Annotated in this window: 14 protein-coding genes and 1 pseudogene; 3 read left to right on the top strand and 12 right to left on the bottom strand. The window is 65.2% G+C overall.

Going from position 1 to position 16,270, the window contains the following annotated elements:
• The first annotated feature begins 105 nt into the window (after window positions 1-105).
• Window positions 106-1,044: an AraC family transcriptional regulator gene (locus OGL93_RS13120; protein WP_263263110.1), complete on the top strand. Its 939-nt coding sequence runs from the start codon at window positions 106-108 to the stop codon at window positions 1,042-1,044.
• 128 nt (window positions 1,045-1,172) lie between these two features.
• On the opposite strand, the pseudogene OGL93_RS13125 reads toward OGL93_RS13120, so the two are convergent.
• A pseudogene (locus OGL93_RS13125) lies at window positions 1,173-1,382 on the bottom strand (type II toxin-antitoxin system HigB family toxin); the annotation flags it as partial.
• Window positions 1,383-1,515: 133 nt separating this feature from the next.
• Here OGL93_RS13125 and OGL93_RS13130 point away from each other — a divergent pair.
• The gene (locus OGL93_RS13130; protein ID WP_263263111.1) at window positions 1,516-2,103 is read left to right on the top strand and encodes a LysE family translocator; all 588 of its coding nucleotides are present in this window, start codon (window positions 1,516-1,518) and stop codon (window positions 2,101-2,103) included.
• On the opposite strand, the gene OGL93_RS13135 is transcribed toward OGL93_RS13130, so the two are convergent.
• The 4 genes from OGL93_RS13135 to OGL93_RS13150 all read right to left on the bottom strand — a co-directional run bounded on the left by OGL93_RS13135 (window position 2,100) and on the right by OGL93_RS13150 (window position 7,898).
• On the bottom strand, window positions 2,100-2,915 hold the full coding sequence (locus OGL93_RS13135) for an AraC family transcriptional regulator (RefSeq protein WP_263263112.1): 816 nt from the start codon (window positions 2,913-2,915) through the stop codon (window positions 2,100-2,102). The genes OGL93_RS13130 and OGL93_RS13135 overlap by 4 nt on opposite strands.
• 488 nt (window positions 2,916-3,403) lie before the next feature.
• Complete coding sequence (locus OGL93_RS13140; protein WP_263263113.1) at window positions 3,404-4,996, bottom strand: GMC family oxidoreductase N-terminal domain-containing protein; 1,593 nt, start codon at window positions 4,994-4,996, stop codon at window positions 3,404-3,406.
• The gene (locus tag OGL93_RS13145) at window positions 4,993-6,393 is read right to left on the bottom strand and encodes a cytosine permease (protein WP_263263115.1); all 1,401 of its coding nucleotides are present in this window, start codon (window positions 6,391-6,393) and stop codon (window positions 4,993-4,995) included. The genes OGL93_RS13140 and OGL93_RS13145 overlap by 4 nt, the downstream gene beginning before the upstream one ends.
• A gap of 17 nt (window positions 6,394-6,410) precedes the next feature.
• Window positions 6,411-7,898, bottom strand: a complete 1,488-nt coding sequence (locus OGL93_RS13150) for an aldehyde dehydrogenase (protein WP_263263116.1) — start codon at window positions 7,896-7,898, stop codon at window positions 6,411-6,413.
• 252 nt (window positions 7,899-8,150) lie between these two features.
• Between OGL93_RS13150 and OGL93_RS13155 the strand changes: the two genes are divergently transcribed.
• Window positions 8,151-9,065, top strand: a complete 915-nt coding sequence (locus OGL93_RS13155; protein WP_263263117.1) for a LysR family transcriptional regulator — start codon at window positions 8,151-8,153, stop codon at window positions 9,063-9,065.
• Window positions 9,066-10,182: 1,117 nt separating this feature from the next.
• On the opposite strand, the gene OGL93_RS13160 is transcribed toward OGL93_RS13155, so the two are convergent.
• The 7 genes from OGL93_RS13160 to OGL93_RS13190 all read right to left on the bottom strand — a co-directional run bounded on the left by OGL93_RS13160 (window position 10,183) and on the right by OGL93_RS13190 (window position 16,262).
• Window positions 10,183-10,485, bottom strand: coding sequence for a transposase (locus OGL93_RS13160; protein ID WP_346659648.1), 303 nt, complete (start codon window positions 10,483-10,485; stop codon window positions 10,183-10,185).
• A gap of 243 nt (window positions 10,486-10,728) precedes the next feature.
• Entirely contained in the window at window positions 10,729-11,883 is a 1,155-nt protein-coding gene (gene argE / locus OGL93_RS13165; RefSeq protein ID WP_263263118.1) for an acetylornithine deacetylase, read from the bottom strand.
• On the bottom strand, window positions 11,880-12,557 hold the full coding sequence (locus OGL93_RS13170) for a DUF1028 domain-containing protein (RefSeq protein ID WP_263263120.1): 678 nt from the start codon (window positions 12,555-12,557) through the stop codon (window positions 11,880-11,882). Before OGL93_RS13170 ends, argE begins: the two co-directional genes overlap by 4 nt.
• Window positions 12,558-12,583: 26 nt before the next feature.
• The gene (locus OGL93_RS13175) at window positions 12,584-13,000 is read right to left on the bottom strand and encodes a RidA family protein (protein ID WP_263263121.1); all 417 of its coding nucleotides are present in this window, start codon (window positions 12,998-13,000) and stop codon (window positions 12,584-12,586) included.
• A gap of 40 nt (window positions 13,001-13,040) precedes the next feature.
• Window positions 13,041-14,360 carry an NAD(P)/FAD-dependent oxidoreductase gene (locus OGL93_RS13180; protein ID WP_263263122.1) on the bottom strand — a complete coding sequence of 440 codons (1,320 nt, stop codon included), beginning with the start codon at window positions 14,358-14,360 and terminating at the stop codon, window positions 13,041-13,043.
• A 280-nt stretch (window positions 14,361-14,640) separates the two neighbouring features.
• A complete protein-coding gene (locus tag OGL93_RS13185; protein WP_263263123.1) occupies window positions 14,641-15,471 on the bottom strand; it encodes an ABC transporter ATP-binding protein in 831 nt (276 codons plus the stop codon).
• Window positions 15,459-16,262 carry an ABC transporter permease gene (locus tag OGL93_RS13190; protein WP_263263124.1) on the bottom strand — a complete coding sequence of 268 codons (804 nt, stop codon included), beginning with the start codon at window positions 16,260-16,262 and terminating at the stop codon, window positions 15,459-15,461. The genes OGL93_RS13185 and OGL93_RS13190 overlap by 13 nt, the downstream gene beginning before the upstream one ends.
• Between the last annotated feature and the right edge of the window lie 8 nt (window positions 16,263-16,270).

A 16,270-nucleotide genomic window follows, 5' to 3' on the forward strand; every position in this document is an offset into this window, starting at 1 on the left:
GTGCGCGATCATTGCCTGATCCTACATAACGGGGGCGAGGCGCTTGCCATTTGTGCCGCGCCCGGGCAGCGTGCCGTGGCTATCGAAAGCGGAGGTGGGTGAACGATGGGCGACGAAGCGTTCGAGCCCGGCGGGCGGATGGTCGAGCTGCTGCAAGGGCTGGCGCCGCTGGAAGGCTACAACCTGAGTGGGCTGGCAGATGTGCGCTTTCTGCGCTCCAACCGTGCCCTGGCGGACACGCCGGTGTTGTATGACCCGGGGATCGTGATCGTTTGCCAGGGCCGCAAGCGCGGCTATTGGGGCGGCGAGACATACCTGTACGACGCCCAGCATTACCTGGCGGTCGCGCTGCCGGTGCCGTTCACCATGGAAACCGACGCCACCGCCGCGCAGCCTTTGCTGGCGATCTACTTTCACCTGGACGTACCCCTGGCCACCGAGCTGATGCTGGAGCTCAGCGCCCGGCGGTTTCCGTTGGCCGAGCCCAAGGGCATGTACGCCTCTCCCATGGAGCCGCCGCTGCGGGCGTCGGTGCTGCGCTTTCTAGAAGCCATGGCCTCGCCGATCGACAGCGTGGTGCTGGGGCCGGCGCTCAAGCGGGAGATCTACTACCGCATTCTCAGCGGGGCCCAAGGGGGATCGTTGCGCAGCGCGCTCGCCCAGGAAGGGGACTTCGGCAAGGTCGCCAAGGCCTTGCGCAGGATTCACGCCAGCGTCGGCCAACCGCTTACGATCAGCGAGCTGGCCCGCGAGGCGAACATGAGCGTGTCGGCCTTCCACGCGCATTTCAAAAAGGCCACCCGTACTTCGCCAGTGCAATACCTCAAGGCCACCCGGCTGCACCTGGCGCGGCTGCTGATGTTCCGCAACACCGTCACCGCGGCGTCGGCCGCCACGACGGTAGGCTATGAAAGCACCTCGCAATTCAGCCGCGAGTTCAAGCGCCTGTTCGGCCGCACGCCGAAAGAGGAAGTGGCCTGGATGCGCCAGGCATTCGCATTGCCTGCGCCGAGCGTGCCTTCGGGGTACGTGGCGTCACACTGAGGGCGGGTGCTTAGGCGGCATGCGCTGCCGCACAGGTGCTCAAACCGTGCATTGATAGTCTCCACGTCTATCTCATCGTATTGAGCGCGGGGGCCGATGAATTCCACCCATACGATGCCGGCCTGGTATTGAAGCCCAGCGACCAACCGATAGTTGTTCCCGCCGATATTAAATGCCACACGGTTTCTAGCGCAGATGCCCGCATTACGGGCGTGGGCCTTCACATCCCCGGGCGTTTTCCATTGGGCTTTTACAACGGTGCCGTGCCAGCTTTCCAAGGGGCCTTTGGCATCGGCTTGTCCAGGCTTGCGCCAATTTGGCCAGCATTCTTTTGGCAATCACCCGCCGTCCTCCTCCCGTTTTGGGAGGAGCTATACGCTTAACCGTGACGATGCAAAGGTCGGTTTCCTTCAATCCCCCACCTACGCGCCTGGTCTACCGTTGCCCACTCTTACCCAATGGAGCGCGACGATGAGCGTGTTGTTTTCGATGGCGGCGTTTGCCTTGGCGGCGTCGATCTCACCGGGCCCGGTGAACGTAGTGGCCCTGAGCAGCGGGGCGCAGTTTGGCTTGGCGGCGGGGCAGCGTCATGTGCTGGGCGCGACCGTAGGGTTCGTGGTGTTGCTGTTGTTTACCGGGTTTGGCTTGCATCAGGTGCTCAAGCAACAGCCGGGTTTGATCGAAATCGTGCGCTGGGCGGGTGTGCTGTTTTTGCTGTACCTGGCCTGGAAGCTGGCGGCCGACGATGGCCGGCTGCACACCACCGTAGCGGCCCGGCCACCATCGCTGCTGCATGGGGCTGCCATGCAATGGCTCAACCCCAAGGCGTGGCTGGCGGCGGTGGCGGGCATGGGCGCGTTCGCCGCCGATGGCCAGGCCGGGCTGATCTGGACCTTCGCCCTGATCTACTTCGGGGTGTGTTACCTGTCCGTGGCCTGCTGGGTCTATGCCGGCGCCTTCCTCGGGGCCTACCTGCAAAGCCCTGGCCGGGTGCGGGCGTTCAACCGCTGCATGGCGGCGCTGCTGGCAGGCTGCGCCGTGTCGCTGGTCTATTTTTAACGCTGGTATTGCCCGGGCGTGGCCGCCAAGTGCTTTTTGAATGCCCGCTGCAAATGCGCCTGGTCGGCGAAGCCGGCTTGCTGGGCGATCTCGGCAATGGCAGCACCTGCGCGCAGCTGCGCTTGCGCATGCTGTACCCGGCGGTTGACCACATAGGCGTGGGGCGTCATGTGGTAGCGCTGTTGGAAGGCCCGGATCAGATACCCCTCCGAGAGGTTCGCCGCCCGGCAGATCTGCTCCAGGGTAATACCCTGGGTAAAATGGGCGTCGATGTACGCAGCGGCCCGTTCTACTCGCGGGTTGGGTTTGTGCGCCGTTGCCTCGGCGCCGCCCAGCGCCTGCTGCATCACCATGAAGAAGCCAATGGCGGCTTCGTGCTTGGCCAACACTTCCAGGGTTGGGTCCAGCAGGGCGGCATGCAGGGCGAGCAGCCCGTCGAACAGAGCAGGGCAACGGCTGTGCAGCGCAGCGATCGGCCGAAACCCCTTTGGCTCGCGGCCTTCGCAGGCCTGTTGAATGCCGCCCAGCCAGGCTGCGTCCACGTACATCATGATGTAGGACCAGGGTGCGTCATCGATAGGGTTGCAGGCGTGCACGGCGCCGGGGTTCATCATCACCACGGTGCCAGTGCCCACGGTGTGCTGCCCTTGTTCGTGCAGGTAGGTGCTGCGCCCCGCAGTGATCGCGCCGATGGAAAACACCTTGTGGGCATGGCGGCTGTAGCACACGCGCCGGCCGTCCTCGATGGAACGCATTTCGATGAAAGGCAGCTGCGGGTCTCGCCAGAAGCGAGGGGTGGTAGTAGCGGCCATAGAGGTCACTCAGCGAGCATGGAGCGGCCAGTTGTAGCGCGTGGGCGGGCTGACGGCAACCACAAAACCTGGCTCGCGAGCTATGCCCGCTCATGCACGGCCGTTGTAGGAGATCCGAGGGTTGTGCGCACCCTCCAACGCGTAGTAGCCCGGCTTGCCGGCGAAGGGCGTTACGCGGAGTTGCGTCTGATCGCGGCAAGCCCGGCTGCTGCGGGCCTGGCGGTGTAGGAGATTCCGGGATGCCGCACCCTCCAACGCGTAGCAGCCCGGCTTTGCCGGCGACGGGCGTTACGCGGAGTTGCGTCTGATCGCGGCAAGCCCGGCTGCTGCGGGCCTGGCGGTGTAGGAGATTCCAGGATGCCGCACCCTCTAACGCGTAGCAGCCGGCTTGCCGGCGACGGTGTTACACGGAGGTGCGTCTGATCGCGGGCAAGCCTGGTGGCTGCGGGCCTGGTGTTGTGGGAACAGGCGGAGTTCGCGAACAGCGGCTATAGCCCGCCACCGTTGAGAATCATATCCGCCGCCTTTTCCCCGATCATGATGCAAGGGGCGTTGGTGTTGCCGCTCACCAGCGTGGGCATGATCGAGGCATCGGCCACGCGCAGCCCTTGCAGCCCATGGACCTTCAGGTCCGGGCCGACCACGCTGAGCGGGTCCTGGCCCATCTTGCAGGTGCCTACGGGGTGGAACACCGTGGCGCCGTGCTCACGGAGGTAGGCCAGCAGTTGCTCATCGGTTTGCACCGCTTTGCCGGGCAGCATCTCAGTGCCACGTATGCGTTCGAACAGTGGGTCGGCGAGCACCTTGCGGGCGAGCTTCAGCCCCTCGACCAACACGCGGCCGTCTTCGGGGTTCGCCAGGAAGTTGAAGTCGATGGCCAGCTCGCCGCCAGCTTGCAGGCGGACCTCGCCGATGCTTTTGGGTCGCAGCACACAGGTGTGCACCGCATAGCCATGGCCCCATTCGAACAGGCGGCCGCGATGGCTGCGATAGCCCGGCACGAAGTGGAACTGCACATCCGGCACGCCCTCAGCCAGGGGCGTACGGGCGAAGCCGCCGGCCTCCACATAGTTGGTGGTCAGCCAGCCCATGCGCCCGCGCAGATAGCGCCACGGCGCGCGGAGGATAGTGGGCAAGGCGCCAACGGAAAAGCCTAGGGTCTGCGCGCTATGGGAGCGCACGGTGACCAGCCCGTCGAGATGGTCCTGCAGGTTTTTGCCCACCCCGGGCAGGTGATGCAACGGCCGTACGCCGGCCAGCTGCAGCTCGTCTTGCGGGCCGATGCCGGAGGCCAGCAGCAGCTGCGCGCTGCCCAGGGTGCCGGCGCTGAGGATCACCTCCTTGGCCGCTGCGAGCTGTTGGGCCTTGCCGTCGCGCACCAGGTTTATACCCGTGACGCGCTTGCCTTCGAGCACCAGCGAGCGCACCGCGCAGTCGGTCATCACGGTCAGGTTAGGGCGGCCCAGCACCGGCTGCACGAAGGCCCGGTAGCTGGACAGGCGTTTGCCATCCTTTTGCGTGACGTTGTAGAGCCCACACCCATCCAGCTCGCCGCCATTAAAGTCGCTGTTGTGGCGCATGCCCACCCGTTCCGCGGCGGCCACGAACAACCGGGCGATAGGGTTGGGATCGCGCGGCACGTCCACGTGCAGTTCGCCCTGCTGGCCGTGATACGCCGGGTTTTGCCCAAGCCGGTTGTTCTCGGATTTCTTGAAGTACGGCAGCACGCCTTGCCAGTCCCAGCCGGGGCAGCCGGCCGCGCCCCAGCGGTCGTAGTCCGACGCGTGGCCGCGGATGTAGATCATGCTGTTCATCGAACTGGAGCCGCCCAGCACCTTGCCGCGCGGGGTGTGCAGGCGGCGGTTGTTGAGGGCCTTCTGCGGCGCAGAAAAGAAATTCCAGCTGTATTTTTTGCTTTTGTAGAGTGTGATCGTCCCGGCCGGCGTTTGGATGCGCAGGCTGTTGTCGTGGCTGCCGGCTTCGATCAGGCACACCCGGATGCGGGGGTTTGAACTCAAGCGGTTCGCCAGCACACAGCCTGCGGAACCTGCACCCACGATGATGTAGTCGAAGCCGCTCATCGTACGCTCCCTTTGAGGCCGCCCAAGGCGCGCAGGCCGCGGCGCCGGCTGGCCAGGTAATACACCGGTGAAATCACCGCCAGGCCAACGATCCAGGCGATATCCGCGCCGCCGATGGCCTTGGCGACCACCCCGGTGTACAGCTCGGTCGCCATGAAGGGGACCTGCACCAGCACGCCGAGCAGGTAGCAACCCACGGCCGTCCAGTTGAAGTACCCGTAGATGCCGCCATCACGGCGGAAGAACGACGGCACGTCGTAGTTGCCGTGCGCCACCAGGTAATAATCCACCAGGTTGATGGCGGTCCAAGGCACCAGCACGTAGAGCAGCAGCAAAATGAAGTTGGTGTAGTTGAGCATGAAGTCGTCTTGGCCAAGCAGCGCCAGGGCCAGTGCCATGCCGAACAGCACCAGCGCGGTGACCGCCCGCGAGAGCGCTCCGGCAGCCCATCGAGGCACCAGCGTTTGCCCTACGGTGATGGTCGAGAGGGTGCCGCAATACAGGTTCATGGCGTTGGTGGCGGCAATGCCCACCGAAAACACTGCCACCACCAGTGTGCTGGCTGGGCCGGTGAGCTCGATCAGCCCGGCGATCACATCGCCGTCCGCGCTCAGCCCCACCAGAACGCCCAGCACCATGGGCAGGATCGACCCCAGGCAGCAGCCCCAGTAACTGGACCAGAACGCCGCGCGGCTGCCGGTGTTGGCCGGCATGTAGCGCGAGTAGTCCGACACATAAGGCGCATAGGCCAGCTGCCACAGCGCGGCGACCGAGAGCGTGCCCAAAAAACCCGCGGTGCTGAAGGTGTTGCGCTGCCACACATCGGCAGGCAGCCCGTGCACGCCGAGTATCCAGGCGAAGCACAGCAACAGGACGGCGCCGGAGAGGTAGCTCATCAAGCGCGTGTAGGCATGGATCAGCCGGTAGCCGAACACCGTGGCGACCACGCTGATCGCCCCCACCAGCACGATAGCCAGGTGGGTGCCGAACATTGGGTAGCGGCTGTGCAGCGCCTGCCCGCCCATCACCAGGTTGGAGGCGAAGAACCCTAGGTACATGATCACCACCAGGGCCACCACCAGCAGCGAGCCGTAAGAGCCGAACTGGCCGCGCGTCTGCACCATCTGTGGCACACCCAGCTGCGGGCCTTGCGCCGAATGCAGGGCCATGAACACCGCGCCGAACAGGTTGCCGGCGATCAACGCGACCAGCGCCGGCAGCAGCGGCAACTTGAACACGGTCACGGCCAAGGCGCCGGTGACCACGGTCAACAGCATGATGTTGGAGCCGAACCAGATGGTGAACAGGTCGCGGGCGCGGCCGTGGCGTTCGCTGGCCGGTATCGGTTGGATGGTGCTCAGCTCGAGGGCGGCCGGCGTTGCATCTTTTGCGCTCATGGGTGGCTCCAGCAGGGTTAGCGGAACTGAAACCAGGTGGTCTTCAGCTGCGTGTACTTGTCGAACGAATGCAAGGACAGGTCCCGGCCGAAGCCGGACTGCTTGCCGCCACCGAAGGGAACGCTTACGTCGAGGGCGTCCACGGTGTTCACCGATACCGTGCCGGCGTTCAGCCGCTGCGCCACCCGGTGGGCCCGGTTGAGGTCGTCGGTCCATACCGACGCGGCCAGGCCGTAGATGTGGTCGTTGGCAAGGTGGACCGCTTCGCCCTCGTGGTCGAAGGCGGTGACCGCCAGCACCGGGCCGAACACTTCTTCACTGGAGAGGGGCAGCTGCGGCGTGACACCGGTGAAGATGGTCGGCTGGATGAAGTTATTGGACCCATTGAAGGTAAGCTGCCCGCCGCCGGTCACCAGCCGCGCGGGGCCTGCCTTGGCCTCGGCGATGTACTTGAGGATCCGCTCGGTCTGCCGGGCGTTGACCACCGCGCCCATCTTGCTCGTGGGGTTGAGCGGGTCGCCGGGCTGCCAGGCCTTGGCGTTCTCTGCCAGGCGTGCCACGAATTCGTCATGGATGGAGCGTTCCACCAGCAGGCGGGAATTGGCCGAGCACACTTCGCCTTGGTTGAAGAAGATCCCGAACGCGGCCTTTTCCGCGGCCAGGGCCAGGTTTTGGCAGTCGGCGAACACCAGGTTGGGGCTTTTGCCGCCGCATTCGAGCCACACCTGCTTGAGGTTGGACTGCGCCGAATACTGCATGAACGCCTTGCCCACAGCGGTGGAGCCAGTGAAGGCGAGGGCGTCCACGTCGGGGTGCAGGCCGAGCGCGCGGCCGGCGGTGTCTCCCAGGCCGGTGACCACATTGAACACCCCTTCGGGCAGCCCCGCCTCCAGGGCCAACTGGGCCAGGCGCAAGGCGGAGAAGGGCGACTGCTCGGCTGGCTTGAGCACCACGCTGTTGCCGGCGGCCAGTGCCGGGGCGAGCTTCCAGGCGGCCATGTCCAGCGGGAAATTCCAGGGCACCACGGCGGCGATCACACCCAACGGTACCCGGGTGATGGTGGCCAGGGCATCGCGGCCAGTGGGGGCTACCTCGTCGTAGAGCTTGTCCAGCGCTTCGCCGTACCAGGCAAAGACCCCGGCGGCGCCGGGAACGTCTACGTGGTAGGCATCCATCACTGGCTTGCCCATGCTCATCGAGTCGAGCAGGGCCAGTTCTTCACGGTTGGCCAGCAGCAGCTCGGCCAGGCGCAGCAGCACTGCCTTACGTTCCCGCGGCGGCATCTTCGCCCAGGGGCCCTGGTCATAGGCACGTCGGGCGGCGCGCACGGCAAGGTCCACCTCGGCCTCGCCGCAGGCCGCCACTCGGGCGAGCAATGTGTTGGTGGCTGGGTTGATGACCGCGAAGGTCTGGCCGTTTTCGGCCAGGTGCGCACGCCCGTCGATCAACGCGCCGTCTATGAAAGTTTGTTGTTTGGCCAAGCGCTGCCAGCTGTTGAAATCCATCGTGAAAGTCCCCGGTTAGCGTTAAGCGGCGGGTGAGTACCGTGCACGGATATTGGCTGAGGGCCGCCTACCGGGAAATTATTAAAAATATGCTTCGCAACTATAAAAATGCTGTTTAGTGCGCACTAAGAAAGTGCGTGCGCACGGCGATGGAGCACGCTTATAGTTTCACGTAAATAACATGAAGGCCGCTGCGCTGTTCTCAGGGGAATGCTGTAAATTCACCGCAGCGTATTTGCCCGGGAGGCCTCTATGGCGGCTTATAACCTGCGACAACTTAAATACTTCATCACTACTGTGGAGTGCGGCAGTGTGGCTGAAGCCTCGCGCAAGCTTTATATCGCCCAACCCTCGGTGTCGACCGCGATCAAGCAGCTGGAAGAAAGCTTCGGCGTGCAGCTGTTTATCCGCCACCACGCTCAGGGCATGTCGCTGACCCCCAGCGGGTCGCGTTTTTATCGCAAGGCCCTGGAGCTGTTGCGAGTGGCCCATGAATTCGAACAAAACGCCCTGGCGGACAACGATGTGGTCGCCGGGCAGATCGACATCGGCTGCTTCGAGACGGTCGCGCCGCTGTATCTGCCCCGGCTGATCGCAGGCTTTCGCGACCGCTGGCCGGGGGTGGAGATCCGCATCCGCGACGGCGAACAGCAGGAGCTGGTGCAGGCGCTCACCGGCGGCAGCATCGACCTGGCGATCCTTTACGAGCACGAGCTGGACAGCACCATCGAAACCGTGGCGCTGATGCCGCCGCAGCAGCCCCATGCCTTGCTGCCGGAGGGCCACCGCTTCGCGCAACAGGCGAAAGTATCCCTGGCGGACCTGGTGCTCGAACCCATGATCTTGCTGGACGTGGTCCCTAGCCGGACGTATTTCGTGAGCATTTTCGAAGAGCGCGGGCTGACCCCGCATATCGTCTTCAGCTCGCCGTCGATCGAAATGGTTCGCGGCATGGTGGCGCGGGGGTTCGGCTTCTCGATCCTGGTGACCAAGCCCGCGTCTAGCTTCGCCTACGACGGCCAGAAAGTGGTGTGCGTGCCCCTGGCCGAAACCGTCACCGGCTCCGGCCTCTCCGCCGCCTGGCTGCGCCGCAGCCAGTTGACCAAACCGGCACAGCTGTTCGTGGATCATTGTCAGGCCGAGTTGGGGCCCAAGGCACAGATGTGACCTCTTGCCAGGTGTGAGCCCGGTTCCGATACCAGCCGCAGGCGCCAGGCTCTGCCTGCGCCGCGGCCCGCAAGCGCACGCAAGCGTTGCGCCTACGAGGAATGATGGTGCGCGTTGCGCCGCCGGGCGGTGCCGATGCGCACACCACCGTAGGCGCCAGGCTCTGCCTGCGCCATGGTCTGTAAGCGCACGCAAGCGTTGCGCCTACGAAGCCTGCGGGTGCGCGTTGTGCCTACGGGCCTGACGGTGCGCGCTGCGCCGTCGGGCGGTGCCGATGCGCACACCACCGTAGGCGCCAGGCGCTGCCTGCGCCATGGCCCACAAGCGCACGCAAGCGTTGCGCCTACGAAGCCTGCGGGTGTGCGTTGTGCCTACGGGCCTGACGGTGCGCGTTGCGCCAACGAGGAATGACAGTGTGCGTTGCGCCGCCGGGCGGTGCCGATGCGCACACCACCGTAGGCGCCAGGCTCTGCCTGCGCCATTGCCCGCAAGCGCACGCAAGCGTTGCGCCTACGAAGCCTGCGGGTTTGCGTTGCGCCTACGGGCCTGACGGTGCGCGTTGCGCCGCCGGGCGGTGCCGATGCGCATCCCGCCGTAGGCGCCAGGCTCTGCCTGCGCCGCGGCCCGCAAGCGCACGCAAGCGTTGCGCCTACTAAGCCTGCGGGTGTGCGTTGAGCCTACGGGCCTGACGGTGCGCGTTGCGCCAACGAGGAGTGACAGTGTGCGTTGCGCCGCCGGGCGGTGCCGATGCGCACACCACCGTAGGCGCCAGGCTCTGCCTGCGCCATGGCCCGCAAGCGCACGCAAGCGTTGCGCCTACGAGGAATGATGGTGCGCGTTGCGCCAACGAGGAATGAAAGTTTGCGTTGCGCCGCCGGGCGGTGCCGATGCGCACACCACCGTAGGCGCCAGGCTCTGCCTGCGCCATGGCCTGCAAGCGCACGCAAGCGTTGCGCCTACAGGGCATGCGGGTTTGCGTCGCGCCGACGCATAGGGGCCTGCGCCCTGCACGGGCATCTCGTTCAAATCCACACCGCATCCCACAATGCGTAATCACCTACGCGCTCGACCAAACCAGCTCGTAAGGGATTACAGATCACATACCTGGCTGCCGCCATCACATCGTCCTCTGCCCGCAACGCCCGGTCATGGAAGTTCTTCTGCCAGAGTGCGCCCGGCCAGTCGAAATGATGTTGTACTGCCGGGTCGAACGTGACTTGAAGCGGCGGACCAGCACGTTCACATCCGTGGCGCCGAGTTGCACCAGCCAATGGAAATGGTCTGGCATCAGCACCCAGGCGAGCGTTTTTCCATGCCCACATCGAGCCTCGGCGTTCATCGCGGCTACCACCGGCCGGGCGTGGGTCCAATCATGAAAAGCGGAACGACGATCCGCTACGCAGATCGTGATCAGGTACACCCCGTTTTCCACTGAGTAGCGGCCACGTCGTAACGTGCTCGCGCGGTATCGATGATGGGCCAATTGCTGTCCTCCGTTCCGTGAGGTAGCGATCGTCCCTTTGCATAGGCGCCGTTGCGACAGCTGAAACATTACAACCTACGTCGCCAATTGGCCCCTCAAGCCCGCAGCCCCTGCCGCCTATAGCGCAGGGTAGTGGTGCGTAGGCGCCAGGCTCTGCCTGCGCTTGGGGCGCTGGATGCGTCAACCAATACGAGCAAACTCCAGCACCCGCCGCAACATCCGCTCGCACCCGGCCAACTGTTCCATCGCCACGAACTCATCCGGCTTGTGGCCTTGGTCCATGCTGCCGGGGCCACAGACCACGGTAGGAATGCCGGCGGCGTCGAACAGGCCGCCTTCGGTGCCGAAGGCGACGGTGCCAAACTCAGTTGAACCGCAGAACTGAGCGATCAATTCGGCGGCCTGGCTGCGCGCGTCGGTGGCAAGGCCCGGGTAGGCGGAGAGTTCGGTGAAGCGGATGCCGCTCTCGCCTCCAACGGCGCGCATGCGCGGCAGCACCTGCTCGCGGGCGTAGGCCTGCAACGCCAGGGCGACTTGCCGCGGATCATGGGCGGGGAGGGCGCGAACTTCGAAATCGAAGCGGCAGTCCGCCGGCACGATGTTCAGCGCCTCGCCGCCGCTGATCAGGCCGGTTTGCACGGTGGTATAGGGCGGGTCGAAGCGGGCATCACGGTAGGGCTCGGCGCTCAGGTCGGTGCCAATGCGCCCCAACTCGGCGATCAGCTCGGCGGCGTACTCGATCGCATTCACCCCTTGCGGCGCATAGGCCGAATGGCAGGCATGGCCCTGCACATCGCAGCGCATGGCCAGCTTGCCCTTGTGCCCGAGCACCGGCGCCAGTTCCGTAGGCTCGCCGATGATGCACAGCATCGGCTTGATTGGCCGCGCTTCAAGCGCAGCCAGCAGCGTGCGCACGCCCAGGCAACCGACTTCTTCATCGTAGGACAGGGCGATATGTACAGGCAGGCGCAGCGGCATGGCGAGCAGCTCGGGCACCAGGGCCAGCACGCAGGCGATATAGCCCTTCATGTCCGCCGTACCGCGCCCGTAGAGCTTGCCGTCGCGCTCGCTCAGCTCGAACGGCGGCAGCGTCCAGGGCTGGCCATCCACCGGCACCACATCGGTATGGCCGGAGAGCACGATGCCCGGGCGGTCGTCCGGGCCTAAGGTGGCGAAGAGGTTGGCCTTGCTGCGGTCGCCGTTGTACACCCGCTGCGCCTTCACCCCATGGCTGGCCAGGTAATGCTCGACGAAGTCGATCAGCGCCAGGTTGGACTCACGGCTGGTGGTGTCGAACGCCACCAGCTGGCGCAGCAAGTCAATGCTTCGGCTCATCGCTCATCCCCCGGCACCCCGTAGCCCGGCGCTTTGGCCGGGTCCAGGGCGCGGTCGATGTAATCCTGCATCTGCGGCCGATAGGCGCCCCAGAGCCTGCCCAGCTCGCCGATGGGGTCCTGTTCGGCCCAGTCCACCCTGAGGTTGACGATGGGCCAGATCAGCTCGCCGACCACCACCACCGCCGCCGAGTGCACCGGGCCGGCTTCGCCGCCTTCGGCCTGGCCGGCCGCCAGCGCCGCGAGCAGGCGGTCCGCCAACTGCCCTTCGGCGCTTTCGAAGGCGTGCACCATGGCTGCGATCACCCTGTTATTGGCGAGCATGTTGCCGGCGGCCACGCATTGCTCGCCCGCGACAGCGGCGTGGGTGCCCAGAGTTTGCCCGCCGCTGAAGTGCGCGGTGCGGCCCAGGTGGTCGATGGCCGTGACCTGGCGATACTGGCTGTAGCCGTTGCGGGTAAGCACTTGATCCAGCGCGTCTGTGGGCACCTGGCCGCGTTCGAGCAGGTCCAGCACTTCGGGGCCCAGCGCGGGCAAGGTGATGTTCTGGCTGGCCACCGCGCCCACCCCGGGCCGCAGCCAGGGGCAGCGCGCGCCCACGGCAATGCTCGAGGAGCTGATCGCGATGCCGAACTGGCCGGTTTCCGGGCAGCGCCCGGCAATGGAAAAGGTCATGGCGTGGCTCCTGAGGCGGGTGAGGGTTATGCGGGGATCACCGCGATCACGTCGATTTCCATCAGCCATTGCGGCTGGCCCAGCGCCGACACCACCAGCCCGGTGGAGATAGGGAATACCCCCTTGAGCCATTTGCCCACCTCTTGGTACACCGGCTCGCGGTAACGCGGGTCGGTCAGGTAGGTGGTGGTCTTGACGATGTGGCTCAGGTCGCTGCCGGCCTCTTCAAGCAACTGCTTGACGTTGCGCATCGCCTGCTCGGCCTGGGCGCGCGGGTCCCCGAGGCCGACCAGGTTGCCGTCGAAATCCGTACCCACCTGGCCGCGCACATACACGGTGTTGCCGGCACGCACGGCCTGGCAGAGGTCGTTGTCCAGGGTCTGGTTGGGGTAGGTGTCCTTGGTGTTGAACATCCGAATGCGCGTGTGGGTGGGCTGGGCCATGGTTAAAACTCCTGGTTCAACGGGAATGGGTGGCGAGGCATCAGGCGCTGACCGCCGGTTGGGCGGCGGCCTGGGCCGGTTGGGCGGCATCGGCCGGCCGCGGCGAAATGCCCTGGTAGGCCTGGTATTTACGCTGGATCGCGATGTGATCGGCGATGTGCCGGGCGTCGTGCCACACGCCCCAGATAAATGCAGACCCCCGCCGGGACAGCCACGGCAGCCCGATGAAATAGATGCCCGGCTCCGCGCCGACCCCGCGCTGGTGCCTGGGCTTGCCATTGGCAGCAAAGGCGTCGACCTGCAGCCAGCTGAAATCCACCGCGTAGCCCGTGGCCCAGATGATCGAGGTCACGCCGGCCTTGGCCAGGTCGAGCTCCAGCAGCGGGTGCGCCACGCAGTCGGGTTGCGGCCAGGTGCGGCGGGCCTCGGGTTCTTCGGGCAGGTCCAGGCCGTTGCGGGCAATGTAGGCGTCGGCGGCATCGAGCAGGCCAAGGTAGTTTTCATCGCCGCGCGCGAGGTTTTCGGCCAGGTCCGGAGCGAAGCTGACCACGCCGTTCTCGAATGCGCGGGTCAGGCCCACCAGGGTGATGCCCTCCTGCGCAAGGCGGCGAAAGTCCACCGTGCGCCCGCCGTGGGCACCGCTGACGGCGATGGTCACGTGCTCCTTGCCCGGCTTGACCACTTCGGCGTCCCACTCGCCCAGCACCCCCAGCCACCAGCAGAAGTCCCGCCCGCGATAGGCACGCGGCGGGCGGTCGTGAGCGCCCACCGAGAGGTACACCTGTTTACCGGCGGCACGCAGTTCGTCGGCGATCTGCACCCCCGAGGAGCCAGCGCCCACCACCAGCACCGCGCCGTCGGGCAGCTGGGCCGGATTGTGGTAGCCCGCCGAGTGGATCTGCAGCAGTGCCTCGCTTTTGGGGGCGATCGCCGGGATCACCGGGCGCTGGAAGGGGCCGGTGGCGGCAACCACGCGGTTGGCCTCGATCACTCCGTCGCTGGTTTCCACGGTGAACCCAGGCCGGCCGACGTTTCGTGTTACCCGCTTGACCTCGACCCCGGTGCGAATGGGCGCATTGAATTTGCGCGCATAGGCTTCGAAATACGCGGCCATCTGGTCTTTGGAGGCGAAGCCGTTGGGGTCCACGTTTTCGATATCCAGGCCTGGGAAGCGGTCGTGCCAGGCCGGGCCGTTGGCGACCAGCGAATCCCAGCGGCCGGTCCGCCAGGCTTCGGCGATCCGGCTGCGCTCTAGCACCAGATGTGGCACGCCGAGTTTGCTCAGGTGTTCGCTCATGGCCACGCCAGCCTGACCCGCGCCCACTACGAGCGTGTCTATAAAGGTTTTATCAACTGTCATGTGTGTGTCCTTGAAGAAGGCGGTTTATTCAAGTTTGCCGTGGCAACCAGGTGTTGTTGCCAGACTAGGGGCCGCCTGAGCGCCGGTAAAATAGTATTAAGCTGGGTTTTGAATACAATTAACCGATACAGAAAGTGATACTTCAAACAAGCGCGCCTGCCGCCGGAAGTTATTGTTCCATGGAGGCTGGTTAATTAAATGTTAACTAAGCACAACCGGCTCGCAAGTTGGCTTCAGCTCCTACAGCGGAAGTGTTGAACCCATTGCAGCTAAGTGGCGATCAATGCTCGTCGCCTTCATGCAGCAAGTGGAATATTTCCTTTTTCATCGAAATGAAGGCGGGGTCCATCACCATGTCCAAGTGGCGAGGGCGTTCGATGGGAACGTCCAACACTTTCTTGATCCGCCCCGGGCGCGCACCCATGGCGAAGATCTGGTCGCCGAGCAAAATGGCTTCGTCGATATCGTGGGTCACGAACAGCACGGTCTTCTTGCTGTGCTCCCACACCCGCAGCAGCAGTTGCTGCATTTGCAGGCGCGTCTGGCTGTCGAGGGCGCCGAAGGGTTCATCCATGAGCAGGATCTGCGGGTCGTTGGCCAGCGCCCGGGCGATGGCCACCCGTTGCTTCATGCCGCCCGACAACTGCTTGGAATAGTTATCGGCGAAGCGGGTCAGGCCCACTTCGTTCAGGTAATGCTCAACGATTTCCTTGCGCTCGGCGGCGCCGACCTTGCGCCGCTTGAGGCCAAACTCGATGTTCTGCCGCACGGTCAGCCAGGGGAACAGCGTGTAGGCCTGGAACACCATGCCCCGGTCCGGCCCTGGGCCATCCACCGGCTGGCCGTTGGCGAAGATCTGCCCGTCGCTGGGCTCGGCGAGCCCGGCAGTGAGGTACAGCAGGCTGGACTTGCCACAACCCGAAGGGCCCACGAGCACGGCGAACTGCTGGTTCTTGACCTGCAGCGACACGTTTTCGAGCGCGGTGAACACACCGCCGTCGGGTGTCTGGTAGCGCAGGCTCACGCCCTCGATACGCAGGCTGGTGGGGGCGTCGGCCGCAGCCATGGCGTGCCCGGTGAAACGGTTAGTCGCTGCTGTCATTGTGCCCATGCTGCCACCTTCAAGCGCAGGAAACGGAAAAGTTGGTCGGTCACCAGGCCGAGCAGGCCGATCACCGCGATGGCGAGGAAAATCACATCCACTTGGAAGCCCCGCATGGCCTTCAGGCTCAGGTAGCCCAGGCCGCTGGAGGCTGCGACCAGCTCGGCCACTACCAGGTAGGTCCAGGCCCAGCCCATGGTCACGCGCAGGGTGTCGAGAATGCCCGGCACCGAGGCGGGGGCAATCACGTGCACCAGCGCATCGCGCCGGCTCGAGCCCAGGGTATAGGACGCATCGACCAGGTCTTTGGAGATGCCGCGCGACACGTCGGCGATCATCACCAGTTGCTGGAAGAACACCCCGAAAATGATGATTGACACCCGCTGCTCCAAGCCGATGCCGATCCACAGAATGAACAGCGGCACGAACGAGGTCACCGGCAGGTAACGGATGAAGTTCACTACCGGCTCCAGGAACGCCTGCACCACGCGGAAGCTGCCCATCAGCAGCCCCAGCGGCACAGCGGCGATGGAGGAGACGATAAAGCCCACCATCACCACTTCCACGCTGGCCCACACGTGCTCGCCCAGCGCGCCGTCCCGCGACAGCCTGAGCGCGGCATCCATGACCGCACCGGGCGTGGGCAGGAACATCGCCGGCACCACGCCGCCGTAACTCAGCCCCGCCCAGAGGCCGATCATCAACGCCCAGGCCAGCGCACTGGCACTCCAGATCACCGGCACGGGCAGCGAGGTTTTCGGTGTGATGCACCGGTTCAGCCATGAATTGCGCTTGCTCATGTGGCGCT

Origin of the sequence: Pseudomonas sp. RIT-PI-S, assembly GCF_025642975.1 — a bacterium.
Classification (GTDB): Bacteria; Pseudomonadota; Gammaproteobacteria; order Pseudomonadales; family Pseudomonadaceae; genus Aquipseudomonas.